The sequence below is a fragment of the Kluyvera sp. STS39-E genome, from assembly GCF_040932435.1.
GTDB lineage: Bacteria > Pseudomonadota > Gammaproteobacteria > Enterobacterales > Enterobacteriaceae > Kluyvera.
On the sequence record NZ_JBFQGA010000004.1, the window covers coordinates 381,219 to 399,561 of the forward strand.

Sequence of the window (18,343 nt, forward strand, 5' to 3'; positions counted from 1 at the left end):
GCGCGATATCAACACCTGAAATCCGTCAGGTGAGCCACGGTCTCGCGCGTAAGACGTGAAATAATCGCCGATAACAACATCTGAGTCTGTGTAATATCACGACAATCAGCAATAGAGGCGGCGCAATGTCCATGACGGGTCGCTGGGCCGATAACGACCGTGGGTATTCCCGTCCCGCTCAGATGCACAGCCCCGCCGTCGGTACCGCCGTTGCTAAACATATCTAGCTGCAGCGAAATGCCGGCCTCCAGGGCGATGCTTTCTACCCAGGCCGTTAACCTTGGTGGAGCAATAAGCGATTTATCACTCAGCACCAGCATAGGTCCTTTACCAATTCGCCGATGATTGGCCGCACCATAATCAAAGTTTTTAGCCCAACAGGCGGTATCCAGCACAATAGCCACATCCGGGGCAACTGCACACGCCGCCGTTTGCCCGCCGCGCAGACCGACCTCCTCGCTGGAGCTTGCCACCAACCAGACTTCTGCGGGCAATGCCACGTCGTGCCATTCGCGCAGCAGCGCTATCAGCAAATAACAGCCAAGCCGGTCGTCAAAAGCCTTTCCCATTACCCGTTGGTGCGGCAATGCTTGGAAAGTCGTATCAAAGGTGACGCGATCGCCGGGACGAATGCCCACATTAATCACCTCGTCATAGGATTGCGCGCCAATATCTACCCGCAAAGCACCCACGTCGTTGCCGCAGCGTTCGCCATCGAGCAGGCCGGGAATTTTGCGCGCTTCTCGCGTGGAGATCCGAACCGGCTGGAGCTGACGAGCGGCCATCCTCACATTGCCCACCGGCAGAACGTCAATTGCGCCTTCGCGGGAAATGCTGCGTACGATGAAACCCACTTCGTCCATATGCGCGCAAATCATCACTTTTGGGCCATCCGACTCATTCAGGCGAATCAGCACCGAGCCTAGGCCATCAAAGCGCACTTCTTTATGTAGTCTGTCCGCCTCATTGAGCATGATCTGACGGACTTCCTGTTCTGAGGAAGCGATCGCGTCCGCTTCGCTCAGGGCTTTCAGCAACGATAAATCCATTACACCTCTCCCGTATGTCGCCAAGTTTTCGGCATGCTATAAAGCACCTCGCCGCCGAGTGGCGTGACCAGCACCACATCTTCAATACGGACGCCACCCTGCCCGGGTAGATAAATGCCAGGTTCGACGGTCAGCAGCATGCCCGGAGCTAGCACCGTCTCGTCCGTCGGCGAAAAACGTGGTTCTTCATGCACATCAATGCCAATCGCATGACCAGTATTGTGGCCAAAATAGTCACCGTAACCTGCATCGCTGATAATTCGACGAGCGACAGCATCAACCTCCTGACAGCGCACGCCCGGTCGAATGGCGGCAACGGCAGCAAGCTGCGCCTGCAGGACAATCTGGTAAACATCAAACAACGCGTTTTTCGGCGACATCTCAGTACCAGAGACGAGAAAAGTCCGCGTCATATCTGAGCAGTACCCTTGATACTGAGCGCCAAAATCCAAGGTGATGAGTTCGCCTGCCACCACCACTTTGTCGCTGGCTTTCCCGTGCGGCAATGCGCCTCGCCAGCCGCTGGCAACAATCGTATCGAAGGCGGTTTTTTGTGCCCCAAGCTTGCGCATATACCACTCAAGCTCTGCGGCGATTTCATCCTCGCGCATCCCAGGTTGGATAAAGCGACGAATATATTCCGCCCCCTCATCTGCGATCCGGCAGGCTTGTCGAATGCAAGCAATCTCCTGCGCCGTTTTGATTTGCCGTAGCGGCTCCAACGAAGCACTTACCAGCGAAGCCTGCAGTTCTGACTGCCAGCGACAGGCAGCATCCCAACTGACTTGGCCGCCCTCAATGCCCAGAGTTTGCAGATTTTCATCGACAATGACTTGGTTTGCGATGAAAGCCAGCGTTTGCGTATCGCTGAGCAAATGCAGCTGATATCCCTTAATGCGCGACTCAATGTCGGCGTAATAGCGGGAGTCCACCATAATATGTGCGCTATCACGGCTAATCAGCACATAGCCTGAGCCGGTAGAAATCCCCAAATGCGGCTGCTTATTCTGCCTTGAGGAAATCAGTACCGCGTCCAGCCGCTGTTCATCCAACCATTGGCGAAGCGATGCCAGTAGCGTCATGATGTTCTTCCTCATTGTCAGAGACTTTCGATAATCAGTTTGCCTCTGCGGTACATCAGGTGGCGTAGGAACACTACCATTAGCGCCGTAATGACTGCGCCTAGCAGGATACCCGCCATATAGACGCCCAGGTTGCTGACCAGCGGCCAGGCCCAGATTGCTGATTCAGGGAACCACTGCACAGCACCGAGCCACACAGCAGCAGTTGAGCCTACGATCGCCCCGACCATATACGATGGAATGGCGGTGATAGGGCTTTCCAGTGCAAACGGGATAGCGCCTTCGCTGATGCCCATAAATGCAAGGAACATGGCCGTTTTCCCCTGCGGGTAAAGCTGCGCGCTAAACAAACGCTTGCCGGTTAGACGACGGTCAAGAAGCGTTGCCAGCCCGAGGCCAATCGGTGGAATGACAATAGCAATGGAGCGCGCGGTCACCGGCAGCACGTGGTCAGTGGTAAAGCTAAAGGCAACGAAGCCCGCCGCTTTATTGATTGGACCACCGAGGTCGATAGCTGTCGCCGCAGCAATACCCATCGCGTACATCAGCGTGCCTTTCTCACCTGCCGCCATCAGCAATGTACGGATACCGCCGTTTACCCAGCCACCAAAGGGCGTAATGACGTAGTACATCGCCAACATGACGAAAATCGCGGAGAGGATCGGTAGCAAAAACGTGGTTTTAAAGGCTAACAGAAAGTCTGGAAGCTGGATTCTTTGGTTCATCCACTTCACCAGATAACCTGCGACGATTGAGATAATGAGCGCGCCGATAAAGGTTGAAGGCACGGGTGCGGCAGTAACCCACTGCAGACTCGTCGGATCGAAATTCAGCACCTGCGTCGGCTGCGTAGACATCAACCCGCCGATAAAACCGGCGGGAAAAGCCAGCTTGCCACCGATAGAATTCGCCACAAACGCGGCAAACATCGGAATAGCAAACCCAAACAGCACGCCACCGAAAGATTGCGACAGCCAAGCAAATTTCAGCAAAGAGAGGTTAAATCCGTCGAATTTCCCGCTATTTAGCGCATCCATAATGCTGGTATCAGCAGGAATTTCGAGCCAGCTATAGGCTATTAGTTGAGAAAAGGCGAGGATCACCCCACCCATAATTAACGTCGGCACCATCCGCGAAATACCCGACATCACATGTTGTGGTAATTCGCCCCAGAAGCTGCTTCGGGAGGCCTGAGGATTTTTGATTGCCGCGGCCCCGGATGCCCCAGGCACAACGGTCGCACTGCGTTTTTTAATGGCCATATCTGTATCCCTGTCGACAATTATTGCTGTTCGGCGGCAATCATCTCTTCGATATCTTTAATGATGCCCGCGGCATTTTTGATGGCGTCCTGCAGCGTAATTTCATAAACATCACGCGTTTCAAAGCGCTCATGGTCTTCGGGCGTTACCGCAACTGAATGAATAATTAATGTGGCCTCGGCGATATCCTGTGCCGTAAGGCGGTTTTGAATACCATCCGCTCCCTGAGTTTCGATTTTCACTTCATATCCCGCCTCTATAGCCGCCTCTTCCAGCGCCTGAGCGGCCATAAAGGTATGGGCTAGGCCCATCGGGCATGCACAAACTGCAATGAGTTTTTTAGTCATAGCGAATTCCTCAAAATGGTTAACGAGGGAATTATGGCTACGACACCACGGTCATTGTTATCAGATAAATAATGCTTTTACTGGACAAACAATCCAGCCTTGCGGAAATGTGACGGGGGTCGGAATGGCAAATCACAGACGAAAAAAAACCGCGTATTCAACGCGGTTCAGATGACTAACTACGGCGCGTAGCGCTTACAGAACCTGCCCCAGCGTCTGACGCAGGTGCGCGCCAGAGCCCAGTAGACCCGGGTTGTCGTGGACAATCAGATAGACCGGAATTGGGTGTACATAGTCTTTGAAGCGGCCTTTATCTTCAAAGCCGCCACGGAAGCCGGAGGCTTTAAAGAACTCGAGGAAGCGCGGCACGATGCCACCGGCAATGTAGACCCCGCCAAACGTTCCCAGCGTTAACGCTAGATCGCCGCCAAAACGCCCAAGAATCACGCAAAACAGTGACAGCGCACGACGGCAGTCGGTACAGGTGTCGGCGATGGCGCGTTCGGTAATGTCTTTCGGTTTATAGTTTTCCGGCAGACGGTTATCAGCTTTAACGATAGCCCGGTATAAATTCACCAGCCCCGGTCCAGAGAGCACACGCTCCGCCGAAACGTGGCCGATTTCTTCGCGGAGAACTTCGAGGATAATGCCCTCTTCTTCACTGTTTGGTGCAAAGTCAACATGACCGCCTTCACCCGGCAAGCTCACCCAGCGTTTGTCGACATGAACGAGGTGCGCAACGCCAAGGCCCGTACCCGCCCCGTAGACGGCAATCGGCTTGCCTTCAACCGGATCAGTGCCGCCAAACTGGATCAGGTGCTCTTTTTTCAGCATCGGAATGGCCATGGATACCGCGGTGAAATCGTTGATGATTTCCAGATGAGCGAAACCGAGGTTCTTTTTCATTTCTGCAATCGAGAACGCCCACGTATGGTTGGTCATCGCCACCCAATCGCCGGTAATCGGACAGGCGATGGCAATACAACCATCTGCCACCGAGACGTTATGCTCGTCGAGATAGAAACGAACAACCGCTTCTAGGCTTGGATAATCGAGACCAGAATAGGTTTTCGCTTGGGAGATCTCTCCGCTGGCAACATCACACAATGCCAGACGCGCATTGGTGCCCCCCACATCCCCTACTAAAGCAAACTTTGTCATTCCGTTACGGCTCCGCTAAAGTCAGAATAAATCTTTGTCACACTGTAAATTCAAGGCGCTTTAACAACAACGACGTTTGCGTGAGCACCCTAGGATTATCGATCTTCGTCACATTTTTGCGCCTTTATTGGCTCCCAAGAAGAGAGATAAACAGTAGGGTCGTATCGTTTCAGCACTATTTGCGCTGAACCTAATTCATGGAAAATACACAGTAGCCTTGGCATTCAGCAAAAAGGATATAACCATGCTCCATCCGCGAGCCAGAACAATGTTGTTGCTCTCCGTCCCTGCCGTGCTTATCGGTATTGCATCCAGCCTGCTGCTGATAGTGGTAATGAAAATCGCCGCTATCTTGCAGAGTTTGCTTTGGAACCGCTTCCCGGCAGCTTTCGGCGTGGACCACACTTCACCGTTTTGGATAATCCTGATGTTGACGCTGACCGGTATCGCCGTCGGTCTGGTGATTCGCTATAGCCCCGGTCATGCGGGACCAGACCCGGCAAGCGAGCCGCTGATCGGCGTCGCGGTGCCGCCTTCTCATTTGCCCGGGTTGATACTTGCGTTAGTTATCGGCCTAGCAGGCGGCGTGAGCCTTGGCCCCGAACATCCGATCATGTCGGTCAATATTGCGCTCGCCGTGGCGTTGGGAGCTCGTTTTTTCCCGCGTGTCAGTTCGCTCGACTGGACGATACTGGCGGCCGCGGGCACCATTGGCGCGCTGTTTGGTACACCAGTTGCTGCCGCGCTCATTTTCTCGCAAACGCTTACCGGTAATAACGAGGCTCCATTATGGGATCGCCTCTTCGCCCCACTATTGGCCGCCGCCGCTGGCGCGTTAACCACCGGCATATTTTTCCATCCCCATTTCTCGCTGCCAATTGAGTATTATCAGTCAATGCGCATCGTGGATATCTTCAGCGGTGCCATCGTGACTATCTTCGCCATTGCCGTCGGCATGGTGGCTGTGTGGTGCCTGCCGCATCTGCACGCGTTGATGCATCGCATCAAAAGTCCGGTGCTTGTTCTGGGTATCGGCGGTTTTGTGCTGGGCGTTATCGGTGCCTTCGGCGGGCCCATTACGTTGTTTAAAGGGCTTGATGAGATGCGGCAACTCACCGGCGGGCAAGGTTTTGATGCAGGTGAGTATCTGCTGTTCGCACTGTGCAAACTGGCCGCTCTGGTCGTGGCCGCCGCCTGTGGTTTTCGTGGCGGCCGTATTTTCCCTGCCGTATTCGTGGCCGTGGCGTTAGGGCTCATGCTACATGCCCATGTCGAGGCGGTTCCAGCGGCTATCACCGTCTCCTGCGCCATTCTGGGGCTGGTGTTGGTGGTTACTCGCGATGCTTGGCTAAGCCTGTTTATGGCAGCAGCGGTGGTGCCGGATACCACGCTGCTGCCGTTACTGTGCATCGTGATGCTCCCCGCCTGGCTGCTGCTGGCGGGGAAACCCACAATGATGGTGACACGCAAACGTCAGGATTAATGCTCGCTATTACGTGCCTCTAAGGCCTGAGTCACGGCTTTGAGCAGCGGCGGAATATCCATTTTTGGCAACATAACTTCCAGTAACGTCAATTTGTCCCCGCGCTCGGCACGAGCCAACGCATCGTTAAGCTGCGATGCGTTGCTCACTTTCCAACACTCGGCCTGACAGTCGAGGTTCAGCGCTTGCGGCACCTGTGTCCAGTTCCACAAGCTAATGTCGTTATAGCGTTGTTCCGGGCCATGGATCGCACGTTCAACCGTATACCCTTCATTATTTAGCAGCAAAATCAGCGGCCTCTGCCCGTCTCGCAGCATAGAGCTCAGCTCTTGAATCGTGAGCTGCGCCGCACCATCACCAATCACCAACACCACACGCCTGCCCGACTGCGCGGTCTGCGCGCCGAAAGCCGCAGGCAAGGTAAAACCAATCGATCCCCATAGTGGCTGGACAATCAGGTTTGTCCCTGCGGGCAAAGAAAGTGCTGCAACACCAAACGCGGCGGTGCCTTGGTCTGCCAGCACAATATCGTTTGGCCGGAGATGTTTTTCCAGCGCATGCCAGAAGTGGCGCTGAGTCAGGTGTCCGCTATCTACCGCTGATGGCGCACTTTTTCTCGCGCGCCAAGTCTGCCACTGGGCAGAAAAATCACGGCTGAGCGTGATAAGCGATGTTACTGCCTCCTGCATATCAATATCGCTAAACCAGCGCTCCCCAACGCGCGCGGCAAACGGCTGAATTTCAATTGAATTGTTAGTCGCAATTCGATGGGTAAATCCGGCGGTGATGGTATCGGTAAAGCAGGTGCCGATGCAGATAATCACCTCAGCATCCTCAATCGCCTCCCGCGTTTGCGGCAAACTGGCTCCACCGCTATAAGTCCCCGCGAACCCTGGTTGTTGCTCATTAAAGAGCCCCTTCCCCATCAGCAGCGTGGCGTGAGGAATAGGCACCTCATCCATCCACTGATTCAACACCGACTGCTGCCCAAAGCGCAGCGCCAGTACGTCCGCTAGCAAAGAAACGCGCTGACAGGGTTGTAACAGCTTACGCGCCGCAAGGATAAAATCGTCCAGCTGCGCGTTATCTTTTTGCGTGGCTTTCGTAGTGAGAGCGTTTCCAGGACGCGCGGCGGGCAACGAGGCAACATCCGCCGGTAACAGCAGATAGCCGGGACGCTTGCGGCGAACGATTTCACTGATAACCCGGTCAATTTCGGCACAGGCATTTTGCGCATTCAGCACCCCCTGAGCCACCGAAATAGGCGCACTCATCTGGCGGAAGTGGTCAAAATTACCGTCTCCCAACGTATGGTGCAAGCACTCCCGTCGACGCTGGGCGCCGGTGCAGGGTGCGCCGACAATATGCAATACCGGCACATGTTCAGCAAAGCTACCGGCAACCCCATTCAACGCACTCAATTCACCGACGCCATAGGTGGTGAGCAGCGCGCCAATACCTTGCGTTCGGGCATATCCGTCTGCGGCATAGGCGGCATTCAGTTCGTTGGCGCATCCCACCCAGCGCACGGTTCTGTGCGCAATCACATGGTCAAGAAACTGGAGGTTATAATCGCCCGGGACGCCGAACAGGTGATCGGCACCACAATCGGCAAGGCGGTCAAGGAGATAATCAGCAACGGTATAAGATGCGTTCATCAGGCACTTCCCCCAGCGGTTTGTTTCTTTGAGTATTGAAGAAGTGTTAAGGCTGTCCAGAATTGGCAAAAAAGTCTGCTGGAAAGCAAATTTTACAGATTTCAGGAGTGTACGAGTTGATGGACATTCGTTAGTGTAAACGTATACACAACCGAATGTTCTGGAGGACACAATGGTTTACCAAGCAAGCCCAACGCGTTATGAAAACATGACATATCAGCGCTGCGGCAACAGCGGACTAAAGCTTCCGGCCGTTTCACTAGGGCTGTGGCACAACTTTGGCGACGAGACACACGTTGAGACTAGCCGCCAGTTGCTGCGTCATGCATTCGATCTTGGCATCACGCATTTTGATCTGGCAAATAACTACGGCCCGCCTCCGGGATCGGCCGAAAGCAACTTCGGACGTATTCTGCGCGAAGATTTTCTCCCCTATCGCGACGAGCTGATTATCTCTAGCAAAGCAGGCTACACCATGTGGGATGGGCCTTACGGAGATTGGGGATCGCGTAAATACCTCATTTCCAGCCTCGATCAAAGCCTGAAACGGATGGGAATCGAGTACGTTGATATCTTCTACCATCATCGCCCAGACCCGGAAACGCCGCTGCTGGAAACGATGCGCGCCCTCGATAGTATCGTGCGCCAGGGCAAAGCGCTGTACGTTGGACTTTCCAACTATCCGGCAGAGCTTGCTCAGCAGGCCATTAGTATCCTTAACGACCTTGGCACCCCCTGCCTCATCCACCAGCCGAAGTACTCCATGCTGGAACGCGGTGCAGAAAGCGGTCTACTGGATGTTTTGCAACAAGAAGGTGTCGGCTGCATTGCCTTCTCACCACTGGCCGGCGGTCAGTTAACCGACCGTTATCTGCACGGTATCCCAACGGATTCCCGCGCGGCCAGCAACAGCATCTTCTTGAAGCCCGAGCAGCTGACCGACGGTAAAATTAATGCCATCCGTCAGCTCAATACGCTGGCTGAAAACCGTGGACAGAAACTGTCACAGATGTCACTGGCTTGGGTACTCAGACAGCAGGCCGTCACATCAGTGCTGATTGGTGCGAGTAAAGTGGCGCAGCTTGATGATGCGGTGGGTATGCTGGCGAACCGACATTTCAGCCCGCAGGAATGCGCAGAAATTGACGGCATCTTGAGCAGTATAAAATAACGGCGACTTTAGCAAAAAATGCTCTCTCCTGGCGGTTTAAGAGTTAGCCCAATAATCCGGTGGTTTACCGAATTGTAATATTGCGTTAACAGGTCTTACTGACCACGATCGCATAAGGAGAGAAGTATGTTCAGGTCACTGATTCTGGCAGCGGTATTGATGGCATCGGCCCCGATGATCGCTAATGCTGGTGAAATCACCCTGCTGCCATCCGTAAAATTACAAATTGGCGATCGCGATAATTACGGCAACTACTGGGATGGCGGTCGCTGGCGCGATCGCGATTACTGGCACCGACACTGGTCACGCCATGATAATGGCTGGCACCGCGGCTGGGATAAACGTAATGCCTACGAACGTGGCTATCGCGATGGCTGGGGCGATCGTGACGATCATCGCGGGCGTGGACACGGCCATGGACGCGGACATCATTAATTAAGAGCCTACGGGCTCTTTTTTAATGGTCAAATCCTGCGCTTCTTATTTATCACCATTTGCCCTTGAGCAAAAAAATCCTGTCGGTATCTTAACGTTCAGATATTCCACGTCAGGATTACATCATGAATACCAATTTCAAAAATGAAATTCAGATATTCGGTCGCTCACTTTTATTGCCTATTGCGGTATTGGCCCCTGTAGGTATGGTGATGGGTATTAGCTCGGCGTTAGGCCAGAGCTATATGATCGAAAAACTGCCGTTTTTAGGCAATGATATTTTCAGAGCTGTTTTATCTTCTTTGGGATTAATCAGTAGCGTTGTTTTTAACAACATCCCTTTATTATTTGCAATGGGCGTAGCCTACGGGATGTCAAAGAAAGAAAAAGGCATCGCGGTATTTGCTTCAGTTGTCGCTTACCTCACCTTATTAATCGCGATGCATGTCCACCTAAAACTGACCGGCACGCTGGCTAAAGACAATCTCTCTTTAGTCGGTCAGGGCATGGTGCTGGGCGTGCAAACGCTAAAAATTGAGGCGTTGGGTGGAATTATTGCAGGCCTTATGGCCGCCAAAATCACCGATCGTTTCTATCGATTACAGCTGCCATTGGCTTTTGCCTTCTTCAGCGGCAAAAAATCGGTAGCGATCCTTGCTATCGCTTTCTCCATTCCCGTTGGTCTTATCATTCCCTTTATTTGGGATCTCTTTACCGCCGGCATGCGCGCGGTTTCAACGATTATGATGGCACCCAATATTGGCGCGGGGATCTACATGACGCTTAATCGTCTGCTGATCCCGTTCGGCCTGCATCATGTGCTGAGTTCGACGGTGCGCTTTACCGCCGCAGGAGGAACTTATTTGATTGATGGGCAGACCTATGTGGGGATTTTGCCTGCGATGAATAAAATCCTCTTTGAGCTTGGCCCCTCTCACCCGGCATGGAAAGAGTTTATGCCAACGTTGACCAGCTATCTTGCCTCATCGCAAATGCTGACCACTTTATTCCGTGTGCCAGCTATTGGCCTTGCGATGTATCACATGGCTTATTTCAAGAATAAGAAATTTGCTAAAGGGATGATCCTGACCGTGGTATTAACAGCGATGTTAGGGAACATCACTGAACCGCTGGAATTCTCTTTCCTGTTTATCGCACCGAAGCTCTTTATTATCTATGCGGTGCTGTGTGGTTTGCTGACTATTCCACTGCAAATTCTCGAAGTGTCTATTGGCTACATTCGCGGCACTATTTTTGACTTCGGTATTTTTGGCCTCATGTACGAAAATACCCACTGGGTTAACTTGATTCTTCTTGGCATTGTGAATTTCGTCGTCTTTTATTTCGTATTCCGTTTCGCCATCAACAAGTTTGATATCAAAACGCCGGGGCGCGAGAGCGAGATGGCAGACAGCACCTTACTCAATAACAAAGAGTACGACAAAGTGGCCGAGATGGTTATCCAAGGGCTGGGCGGCAAAGAGAATATTAAACGCGTCGAGAACTGCGTTTCGCGACTGCGTATCGACCTGCAGGATCAGAAAAAAATCAGCATGGATGTCCTCAAGGAGTCCGGATCGCTTGGGACCTTTATTCCCTCAAACAACCATGTCCACGTGGTCTTTGGCCCACACGTAGAATTTGTCCGCAATGCGGTTGATGACCACCTTGCCGGTGCCAAATAAGCGAAAGGAGTGAGTAATGCGCGCATTGTATGATTCAAAAAGTAAAACGATTAATGACCGTGGAATGAAAGCGCTGCTGGGCCAGCAGGCGCGAGTGCAGTCATGGCTGGACGTTGAGGCGGCATTAGCGTTGGCTCAGGCTGAGCACGGAATGATCCCCGCTAGCGCGGCGAAAAATATTGCCGCCAACTGCCGGGTTGAAAAAATCGATCTGCAGGAAATGGAGCGTCTGCTGCGAGAAATCGGTCACGGATTTGTTCCGGTCATCAAAGTGCTGGTCAAAGCCTGCGACGATGAAAGCGGAAAATATGTGCACTACGGCGTGACCACCCAGAATATCCAGCAAACCGCCCAGCTGTACCTAGCAAAACAGTTTAATGCGCTGATGCAGGACTTTGTCAGTGACACGCTGCGTAACCTAGCGGCGATGGCGGACCAGCATAAGTCAACCCTGATGGCTGGTCGTACCCACGGCAAACATGCGCTGCCGATTACCTGGGGCTATAAAGCAGCCGTATGGATTGACGAGCTGTTAAGTGCTAGAGAACGAATGCAGGAGGCGGAAAAACGCGTTTTTACCGTGATGATGGGCGGGGCCGTCGGGGCCTTCCACGCAACGGGAGAAACCGGCCGTCGGGTGCAGGAAAACGTCGCACAGCGCCTTGGTATGCATTCCATGGCCATTCCATCTCGTAACTCACGCGTCTACCGGATGGAGTACATCAGCAACTTATGTCTGCTGGCCACTACTCTGCATAAAATTGCCGAAGAGGTTTACCAAACCTCGGGGGAAGAATTTGGCGAAGTCTCCGAAGCCTTCACCAAAGGCACCGTTGGCAGCAGCACCATGCCGCAGAAAGTTAACCCTAAACTGGCGAAAGGCATTATTGCCAATGCGCAGAAGCTTTATTCCGTACTGACTTCTTGCATGTACGTCAGCCCGCGTCCGTTTGAGGCAGACAGTTCGGCTTATTTTATCTTCGACGCCAATATTCAAGAGAGTATGGAGTGTATCGCCGAGATCGTTATGCGGGCTGAAGAACTGACGCGTACGCTGGTTATTAACGGCGAGCGCATGCAGCACAACGTCCATCTCACGCATGGTCTTATCAACAGCGAAAAAATAATGATGCATCTCATTGAAAAAATGGGCAAAGATGCGGCACATGAACGCGTTTACCATCTGGCGATGCGAAGCACCCATGAAGGCATTCCTTACGCAGACGTCCTGCGCCATGACCCGATTATTCGCCAGAATTTTAGCGATAGCGAAATAGATGAACTGCTCGATCCCGCTCATTACACCGGTTTATGTGCCGTTATTGCGCAGGAGACGTCCGAGCGGGTAAAGGAGAAGTGTCGTGACTAATCCCCTACTCTCTTTGGCCTGCGAGCGGATCATTACGCCTAATGGCATACGCTCCGGTTATCTGCACATCAGTGGCGAAAAGATTGTCGCTTTAGACGATAGTCCACGCGGACAGGTTATCGATTACCGTGGTGCCATGCTGATGCCCGGCTTTGTAGACATTCATGTTCACGGCTGGGGGCGCGGTTCTTTTGCCTGGAAAGGGGAACGGCATTCGCTGCGAGCGATGAGTCAGGACCTGGTCAATGCCGGCGTTACCTCATGGCTGGCGACTTCTGCCACCCAACCGGAAGATTTTTTGCTGGAAAGCCTAGCAACCGCCGCGCAATGGATTGCTGACACTAGGCCTGAAGATGGCGCTCAGGCGGTAGGCATCCATATGGAAGGCCCTTACATTAACCCGAAATTCATCGGGATGCAGCGCCTAGACTGCGTTCAGCAGCCCAGCATCGCTGGGTTCGAACGCTATCAGCATGCTGCATGTGGTCATATTCGCTTAATGACGCTGGCCCCTGAACTACCCGGCGCACTGGCGTTAATTCGCCATCTTCATCAATCCGGCGTGACGATTTCAGCAGGTCATACCGACGCGACCTTCGATGAGATAGGACTGGCAATTGATGCAGGATTGAACCACTTCACCCATGCGTTCAGCGCAATGCGCGGGCTGCACCATCGTGAACCCGGTGTGGTCGGCGCGCTAATGTATTATGAGGAGACTTTCGCCGAAGTCGCGAAACAAAGTGGCATCACCCTGCGCCCAGAAGTCTTTGATATTCTTTATCGCTTAAAGCAGGACCGCCGAATGGTCATGATGAGTGACTGCCTTGGCTACGTGGATTTTCCGGAAGGCTTCGAATTTAAACACTACCTGCGCCAGGAAACTTTCCGCATTCGTCAACATGCCCTTGAAATCACCGACCGTCACGGCTGCACTCGAACAATCTCGCCTGAGGACTGGCCCGAAGTTTGCCGCCTAGAGATGAGTTTTCTTGATTCAGTGAAAAATGTCGTGCCGAGGCTTAAAAACGGTTGGGTTTCTGCCGCACAAATTGCCTGTCTCAATCCCGCCATTCTTGCGGGAGCAGCACAGCGTAAAGGTAGTCTGGAATCAGGAAAAGATGCCGATATTCTGGTACTGGACGACAAGGAGAATCTACAAGCCGTATGGTGTCGCGGCGTTCTACAGCCGCTCATTAGATAAAAATATCGTCGTAGTTTTGCTCCAGAAAGTCTTTTAGCGCCTCCGCACTCATCCCCTGTACCTGTTGAGCGAACCTCTCAACGGGTATTTTTTTGCGCGCCGGACTGAGTCCGCGCTCGCGCAGCAGTTGGAAATCATCTTGGGTGAGGTAGAAATTGACCTTAACGTACTCCAGTTCCGCATGGCGAAGATGGCTGGAAATTTTATTGGTAAAGGTGATCAGCAGATCAAAATCCTGCGGCAATAGTCTGTCGATTTCGTTGATGTTAACGCAGGCCAGCACCTCAATGTGAAAACGAGAAAGCAGCACCTCTTTGAAATAGCCGACTTTGCTTTCTGATGAGTTGGTGACGACGATAACGCGTTTCTTCGCATCCCTGACAACGCGATTTTTTAACTCATGTTTCTTCAAAATAAGCACCAGCGTTGCCAGATGAATCGCCGAGAAAGACATCTGCCAATGATGTTCAATCTCGGTGAGCGCCTGCTGGACCTGGCACCAAAGCGCGGGATAGCGACGCTCAACATCGTGTAGCTTTTTATCGTCAAACCAGAGGTGGAATTTATTTTGAATAATGGCCGCGTAAATAAAGTTATAAATCTCAGCATACCAGCTGTGATGACGATGAATGGTGGCATTCAGACAGCGAGAAAGTGATTCACTGACTCGTAATACGTGCGCCGCCAGCAGAGGATCATAAAGCGTAAAGGGACGATGGATAAAGGTAAGTGACGCAATCAGCATGTCGAGGCAGGCGTTTTCGTCGGGATGAGCCAGCACCTCATAAGAATAAGTCGTTAGGAAATGACACATCGTACTGTCGGTAATCGTGTGCCCGCGCTTGATACGCTGCAACGCTAGGCTCAGGTAGACCAGTAGGTATTTGCGGCCGTTATAGCCAAGCTGGGTGGCTTGACTAATCACATCAACATAATAAGCCGCTGCTTGCGTTTTTTCCTGCGTGCATCCACTCAGGAACTGTTCGGCAATCGACCGGTTAATGGGTTCGTTGGCCTGGTGGGAAATAAGCCGATTATCCGCGCCGATCTCCACGGTTTTCAGAATAGACATACACGCAGCGAGACGGAGGCGGAACTCATCCCCCACCAGCGTGGAGCCTTTACGCGGAATGCTTAACAACGTAAGTCCGCTTTCCTTGACCCGGCTTAGCATAACCGGATTGTCGTTTTTAACCGTACCGGCACTGACATAAAACTTTTTGTAGTATTCATTTTTATTCACCACATCAGCCAAGCACAGCGCAATAAAAAGGTCCTGCACCCGCTCCTCGGCGGTGGTGAGGTAACGATTGAATTGCACCCGCTGCAGGAACTGAATGTAGTCACTGTAGCCAATACGCGTGGTAATAGATTGATTGTCTTGATGTAGCTGAACGTTAGCGGGCAACAGCTCATTCAACTCTTTCATCGTACGCTTCAGCGTGGAAAGCGTTTTGCCAAACCGCTGGACCGCATGTTCAATCCCCAGGGGGTTGTTATCCTGAAGGTATTTTAAGAAGGAGAGATCAAAGTGATTCATAGCCGTTCGCTGATAGGTAAAACGCCACTCAGCTTAACGGAAAATCGGAAGGAAAACCGTGACCGCCCACGGGTCACGGTAAACAGTCATAAACCAAGCAACGTCCCCACCAGCAGCCAACCGTTCAACGCCACCACGATAGCCACGATGGCCCAGCCAATGCGCTTAACCCAACGGGTATTTACCAGCTCGCCCATCAGTTTGCTGTCACTGGTGAAAATCAGCAGCGGCACCAGGGCTAGGGCAATACCAAAGCTCAACAGCACTTGGCTCATGACCAGAATTCGCGTCGGATCGAGCCCCATCAAGATAACCACAAACGAAGGCAGCATCGTCACCGTGCGACGAAACCACAGCGGAATATGGAAGCGGATAAAGCCCTGCATCACGACCTGGCCTGCAAGCGTGCCAACAACCGTTGAAGACAGACCCGCGGCAATCAGGCTAAGACCGAAGATGGTCGCCGCCGCATGACTAAGCAGTGGTTCCAGCGTCAAATAAGCTTGGTCTAAATCGGCGATCCCGGTGTGCCCATGGGCGTGGAATGCCGCTGCCGCAGTGGCCATCATCGCGAGATTAACGAAACCGGCGATGGTCATGGCGATGCCCACATCCCAGCGCGTGGCGTTGTAGCGTTCTTTGGCGCTGCCCCCGTGTAGATGTTGAGTCAGCGACGAGTGCAGGTAGATAACGTGCGGCATAATTGTCGCCCCTAACACCCCCGCGGCAAGGAACACCGCTTCAGAGTTAGGCAGGGAAGGTAAAATCATCCCTTTTGCTAATGGGGCAAGCGCAGGCTGAGAGAAAATCAGCTCCACAATATAGGCCGCGGCAACGAACAGCAGCAGGCCACCTATCACTTTCTCCAACGGCTTTTGCCCACGGCGTTGCAGCATCAGGATTAAAAAGGTGGCAATCCCCGTCAGCACCGCCCCTTGAAGCAGCGAAATACCGAGGATGAGCTTGAAACCGATGGCGGCACCGATAAACTCGGCCAGATCGGTTGCCATGGCGATAATTTCCGCCTGTACCCAGTAAAACCACACCAAAGGGCGCGGATAATGATCGCGGATCTGCTCTGCAAGGTTTTTTCCGGTCGCGATACCCAGCTTTGCCGACAGGACCTGAATCAGCATCGCCATCAGGTTCGCCCAGACCACCACCCATAGGAGTTGATAGCCAAAGCTCGCGCCGGCCTGAATATTGGTCGCAAAGTTGCCGGGGTCTATATAGCCGATTGCAGCAATAAATGCTGGCCCCATCAGCGCAAGCCGCATACGGCGCGCTGTTCGGTTGGTGCTATTTTCCACTCGACTGTTGATCATTCTCTGCCTCAAAAACATAGCCTTTGCTATGTTTCATGCTAACAAAATGCGAATGATTATCAAGTTCATTTACGAGGGATGATAATGATTGCTCTGATAGCCGGAACCGATAGCCAGACTGGAGGTTAGGATGGTTTGGTATACGCTTAATGAGAGAGTAGTACAACGTGGAAACTTTTCATACATTTACTTAACATCACAAAAATGTATCGAGGATCACTAATTTAGAGTTTGCTCACAGGTTCTGAATATAGTGAGAGACAGATCTCGTTTTATTTAATCATGTTACATAGAATGTGCACGAAAACTTAACCAGCCTCATGTTTGGAGCAAATATGGACCGCGTCTTGCATTTTATTCTCGCGCTCGTAGTGGTTGCGATCCTGGCCTTATTGGTCAGTTCCAACCGCAAACAGATCCGCATTCGTTATGTTATTCAGCTGCTTGTCATCGAAGTATTGCTGGCATGGTTCTTCCTGAACTCTGATGTCGGTCTGGGTTTCGTGCGAGGCTTCTCCGAGATGTTCGAAAAACTGCTCGGCTTTGCCAACGATGGGACCAACTTCGTCTTCGGTAACATGAATGATAAAGGCTTGGCCTTCTTCTTCCTGAAAGTGCTATGCCCAATCGTCTTCATCTCTGCGCTGATCGGTATTCTGCAGCACATCCGTATTCTGCCGATTATCATTCGTGCAATTGGTACCGTGCTGTCTAAAGTCAACGGTATGGGTAAACTGGAGTCTTTCAACGCCGTCAGCTCGCTGATCCTTGGCCAGTCTGAAAACTTCATCGCCTATAAAGATATTCTCGGGAAGATGTCCCGTAACCGCATGTACACCATGGCGGCGACAGCAATGTCTACCGTCTCCATGTCCATTGTGGGTGCGTATATGACCATGCTGGAACCAAAATACGTCGTTGCGGCGCTGGTTCTGAACATGTTTAGTACCTTTATCGTGCTGTCGCTGATCAACCCTTACCGCGTTGACGAAAGCGAAGAAAACATCCAGATGTCTAACCTGCACGAAGGACAGAGCTTCTTCGAAATGCTGGGTGAATACATTCTGGCTGGTTTCAAGGTGGCGATTATTGTTGCCGCAATGCTGATCGGCTTTATCGCTCTGATTGCCGCACTGAACGCCCTGTTTGCAACCGTAACCGGCTGGTTTGGTTACAGCATCTCCTTCCAGGGGATTCTGGGCTACATCTTCTATCCAATTGCTTGGATCATGGGTGTGCCGGCAAGCGAAGCACTGCAGGTAGGTAGCATCATGGCCACCAAACTGGTTTCTAACGAATTCGTTGCAATGATGGACCTGCAGAAAGTGGCCGCTGAGCTCTCTCCGCGCGCCGTGGGCATCATCTCCGTATTCTTGGTTTCCTTCGCTAACTTCTCTTCTATCGGTATTATCGCGGGTGCAATTAAAGGCCTGAACGAAGAGCAAGGTAACGTGGTATCCCGCTTCGGTCTGAAACTGGTTTACGGTTCTACGCTGGTAAGCGTGCTGTCTGCTTCCATCGCCGCGCTGGTTCTGTAATTTACCTTCGGTATGCTAAAGACCTGTAACGTTG

At 52.3% G+C, this 18,343-nt stretch carries 15 protein-coding genes; 7 read left to right on the top strand and 8 right to left on the bottom strand.

Annotated elements, in window-relative coordinates; translation table 11 throughout:
- Window positions 1–8: 8 nt before the first annotated feature.
- The 5 genes from ypdE to glk all read right to left on the bottom strand — a co-directional run bounded on the left by ypdE (window position 9) and on the right by glk (window position 4,901).
- A complete protein-coding gene (gene ypdE / locus AB4K05_RS11115; RefSeq protein ID WP_368480035.1) occupies window positions 9–1,049 on the bottom strand; it encodes an aminopeptidase in 1,041 nt (346 codons plus the stop codon).
- The gene (ypdF, locus tag AB4K05_RS11120) at window positions 1,049–2,131 is read right to left on the bottom strand and encodes an aminopeptidase (protein ID WP_368480036.1); all 1,083 of its coding nucleotides are present in this window, start codon (window positions 2,129–2,131) and stop codon (window positions 1,049–1,051) included. Before ypdF ends, ypdE begins: the two co-directional genes overlap by 1 nt.
- Window positions 2,132–2,148: 17 nt before the next feature.
- Window positions 2,149–3,393 (bottom strand): PTS fructose transporter subunit IIC, encoded by a 1,245-nt coding sequence (locus tag AB4K05_RS11125; RefSeq protein ID WP_368480037.1) that lies wholly within the window; start codon window positions 3,391–3,393, stop codon window positions 2,149–2,151.
- 20 nt (window positions 3,394–3,413) lie between these two features.
- Window positions 3,414–3,740, bottom strand: a complete 327-nt coding sequence (locus AB4K05_RS11130; protein ID WP_368480038.1) for a PTS fructose transporter subunit IIB — start codon at window positions 3,738–3,740, stop codon at window positions 3,414–3,416.
- Window positions 3,741–3,935: 195 nt separating this feature from the next.
- Window positions 3,936–4,901 (bottom strand): glucokinase, encoded by a 966-nt coding sequence (gene glk / locus AB4K05_RS11135; protein ID WP_368480039.1) that lies wholly within the window; start codon window positions 4,899–4,901, stop codon window positions 3,936–3,938.
- Window positions 4,902–5,145: 244 nt separating this feature from the next.
- Between glk and AB4K05_RS11140 the strand changes: the two genes are divergently transcribed.
- Complete coding sequence (locus AB4K05_RS11140) at window positions 5,146–6,384, top strand: ion channel protein (RefSeq protein WP_368480040.1); 1,239 nt, start codon at window positions 5,146–5,148, stop codon at window positions 6,382–6,384.
- Here the strand turns inward: AB4K05_RS11140 and AB4K05_RS11145 are convergent.
- Window positions 6,381–8,042, bottom strand: a complete 1,662-nt coding sequence (locus tag AB4K05_RS11145) for an alpha-keto acid decarboxylase family protein (protein ID WP_368480041.1) — start codon at window positions 8,040–8,042, stop codon at window positions 6,381–6,383. The two genes, AB4K05_RS11140 and AB4K05_RS11145, sit on opposite strands and share 4 nt — an antisense overlap.
- A 172-nt stretch (window positions 8,043–8,214) precedes the next feature.
- On the opposite strand from AB4K05_RS11145, the gene mgrA reads away from it, so the two are divergent.
- From mgrA to AB4K05_RS11170, 5 genes are all read left to right on the top strand, one after another.
- The gene (gene mgrA, locus AB4K05_RS11150; RefSeq protein WP_368480042.1) at window positions 8,215–9,213 is read left to right on the top strand and encodes an L-glyceraldehyde 3-phosphate reductase; all 999 of its coding nucleotides are present in this window, start codon (window positions 8,215–8,217) and stop codon (window positions 9,211–9,213) included.
- A 126-nt stretch (window positions 9,214–9,339) separates the two neighbouring features.
- Window positions 9,340–9,648 carry a DUF2502 domain-containing protein gene (locus AB4K05_RS11155; RefSeq protein ID WP_368480043.1) on the top strand — a complete coding sequence of 103 codons (309 nt, stop codon included), beginning with the start codon at window positions 9,340–9,342 and terminating at the stop codon, window positions 9,646–9,648.
- 125 nt (window positions 9,649–9,773) lie between these two features.
- On the top strand, window positions 9,774–11,333 hold the full coding sequence (locus AB4K05_RS11160) for a PTS transporter subunit EIIC (RefSeq protein WP_368480044.1): 1,560 nt from the start codon (window positions 9,774–9,776) through the stop codon (window positions 11,331–11,333).
- Window positions 11,334–11,349: 16 nt separating this feature from the next.
- Window positions 11,350–12,702 (top strand): adenylosuccinate lyase family protein, encoded by a 1,353-nt coding sequence (locus AB4K05_RS11165; protein ID WP_368480045.1) that lies wholly within the window; start codon window positions 11,350–11,352, stop codon window positions 12,700–12,702.
- Window positions 12,695–13,906: an N-acetylglucosamine-6-phosphate deacetylase gene (locus AB4K05_RS11170; RefSeq protein ID WP_368480046.1), complete on the top strand. Its 1,212-nt coding sequence runs from the start codon at window positions 12,695–12,697 to the stop codon at window positions 13,904–13,906. Before AB4K05_RS11165 ends, AB4K05_RS11170 begins: the two co-directional genes overlap by 8 nt.
- Here the strand turns inward: AB4K05_RS11170 and AB4K05_RS11175 are convergent.
- The gene (locus tag AB4K05_RS11175; RefSeq protein WP_368480047.1) at window positions 13,899–15,446 is read right to left on the bottom strand and encodes a hypothetical protein; all 1,548 of its coding nucleotides are present in this window, start codon (window positions 15,444–15,446) and stop codon (window positions 13,899–13,901) included. The two genes, AB4K05_RS11170 and AB4K05_RS11175, sit on opposite strands and share 8 nt — an antisense overlap.
- An 86-nt stretch (window positions 15,447–15,532) precedes the next feature.
- A complete protein-coding gene (locus AB4K05_RS11180) occupies window positions 15,533–16,771 on the bottom strand; it encodes an Nramp family divalent metal transporter (RefSeq protein ID WP_368480048.1) in 1,239 nt (412 codons plus the stop codon).
- Window positions 16,772–17,106: 335 nt separating this feature from the next.
- Between AB4K05_RS11180 and nupC the strand changes: the two genes are divergently transcribed.
- Entirely contained in the window at window positions 17,107–18,309 is a 1,203-nt protein-coding gene (gene nupC / locus AB4K05_RS11185; protein WP_368480049.1) for a nucleoside permease NupC, read from the top strand.
- Window positions 18,310–18,343: the final 34 nt, after the last annotated feature.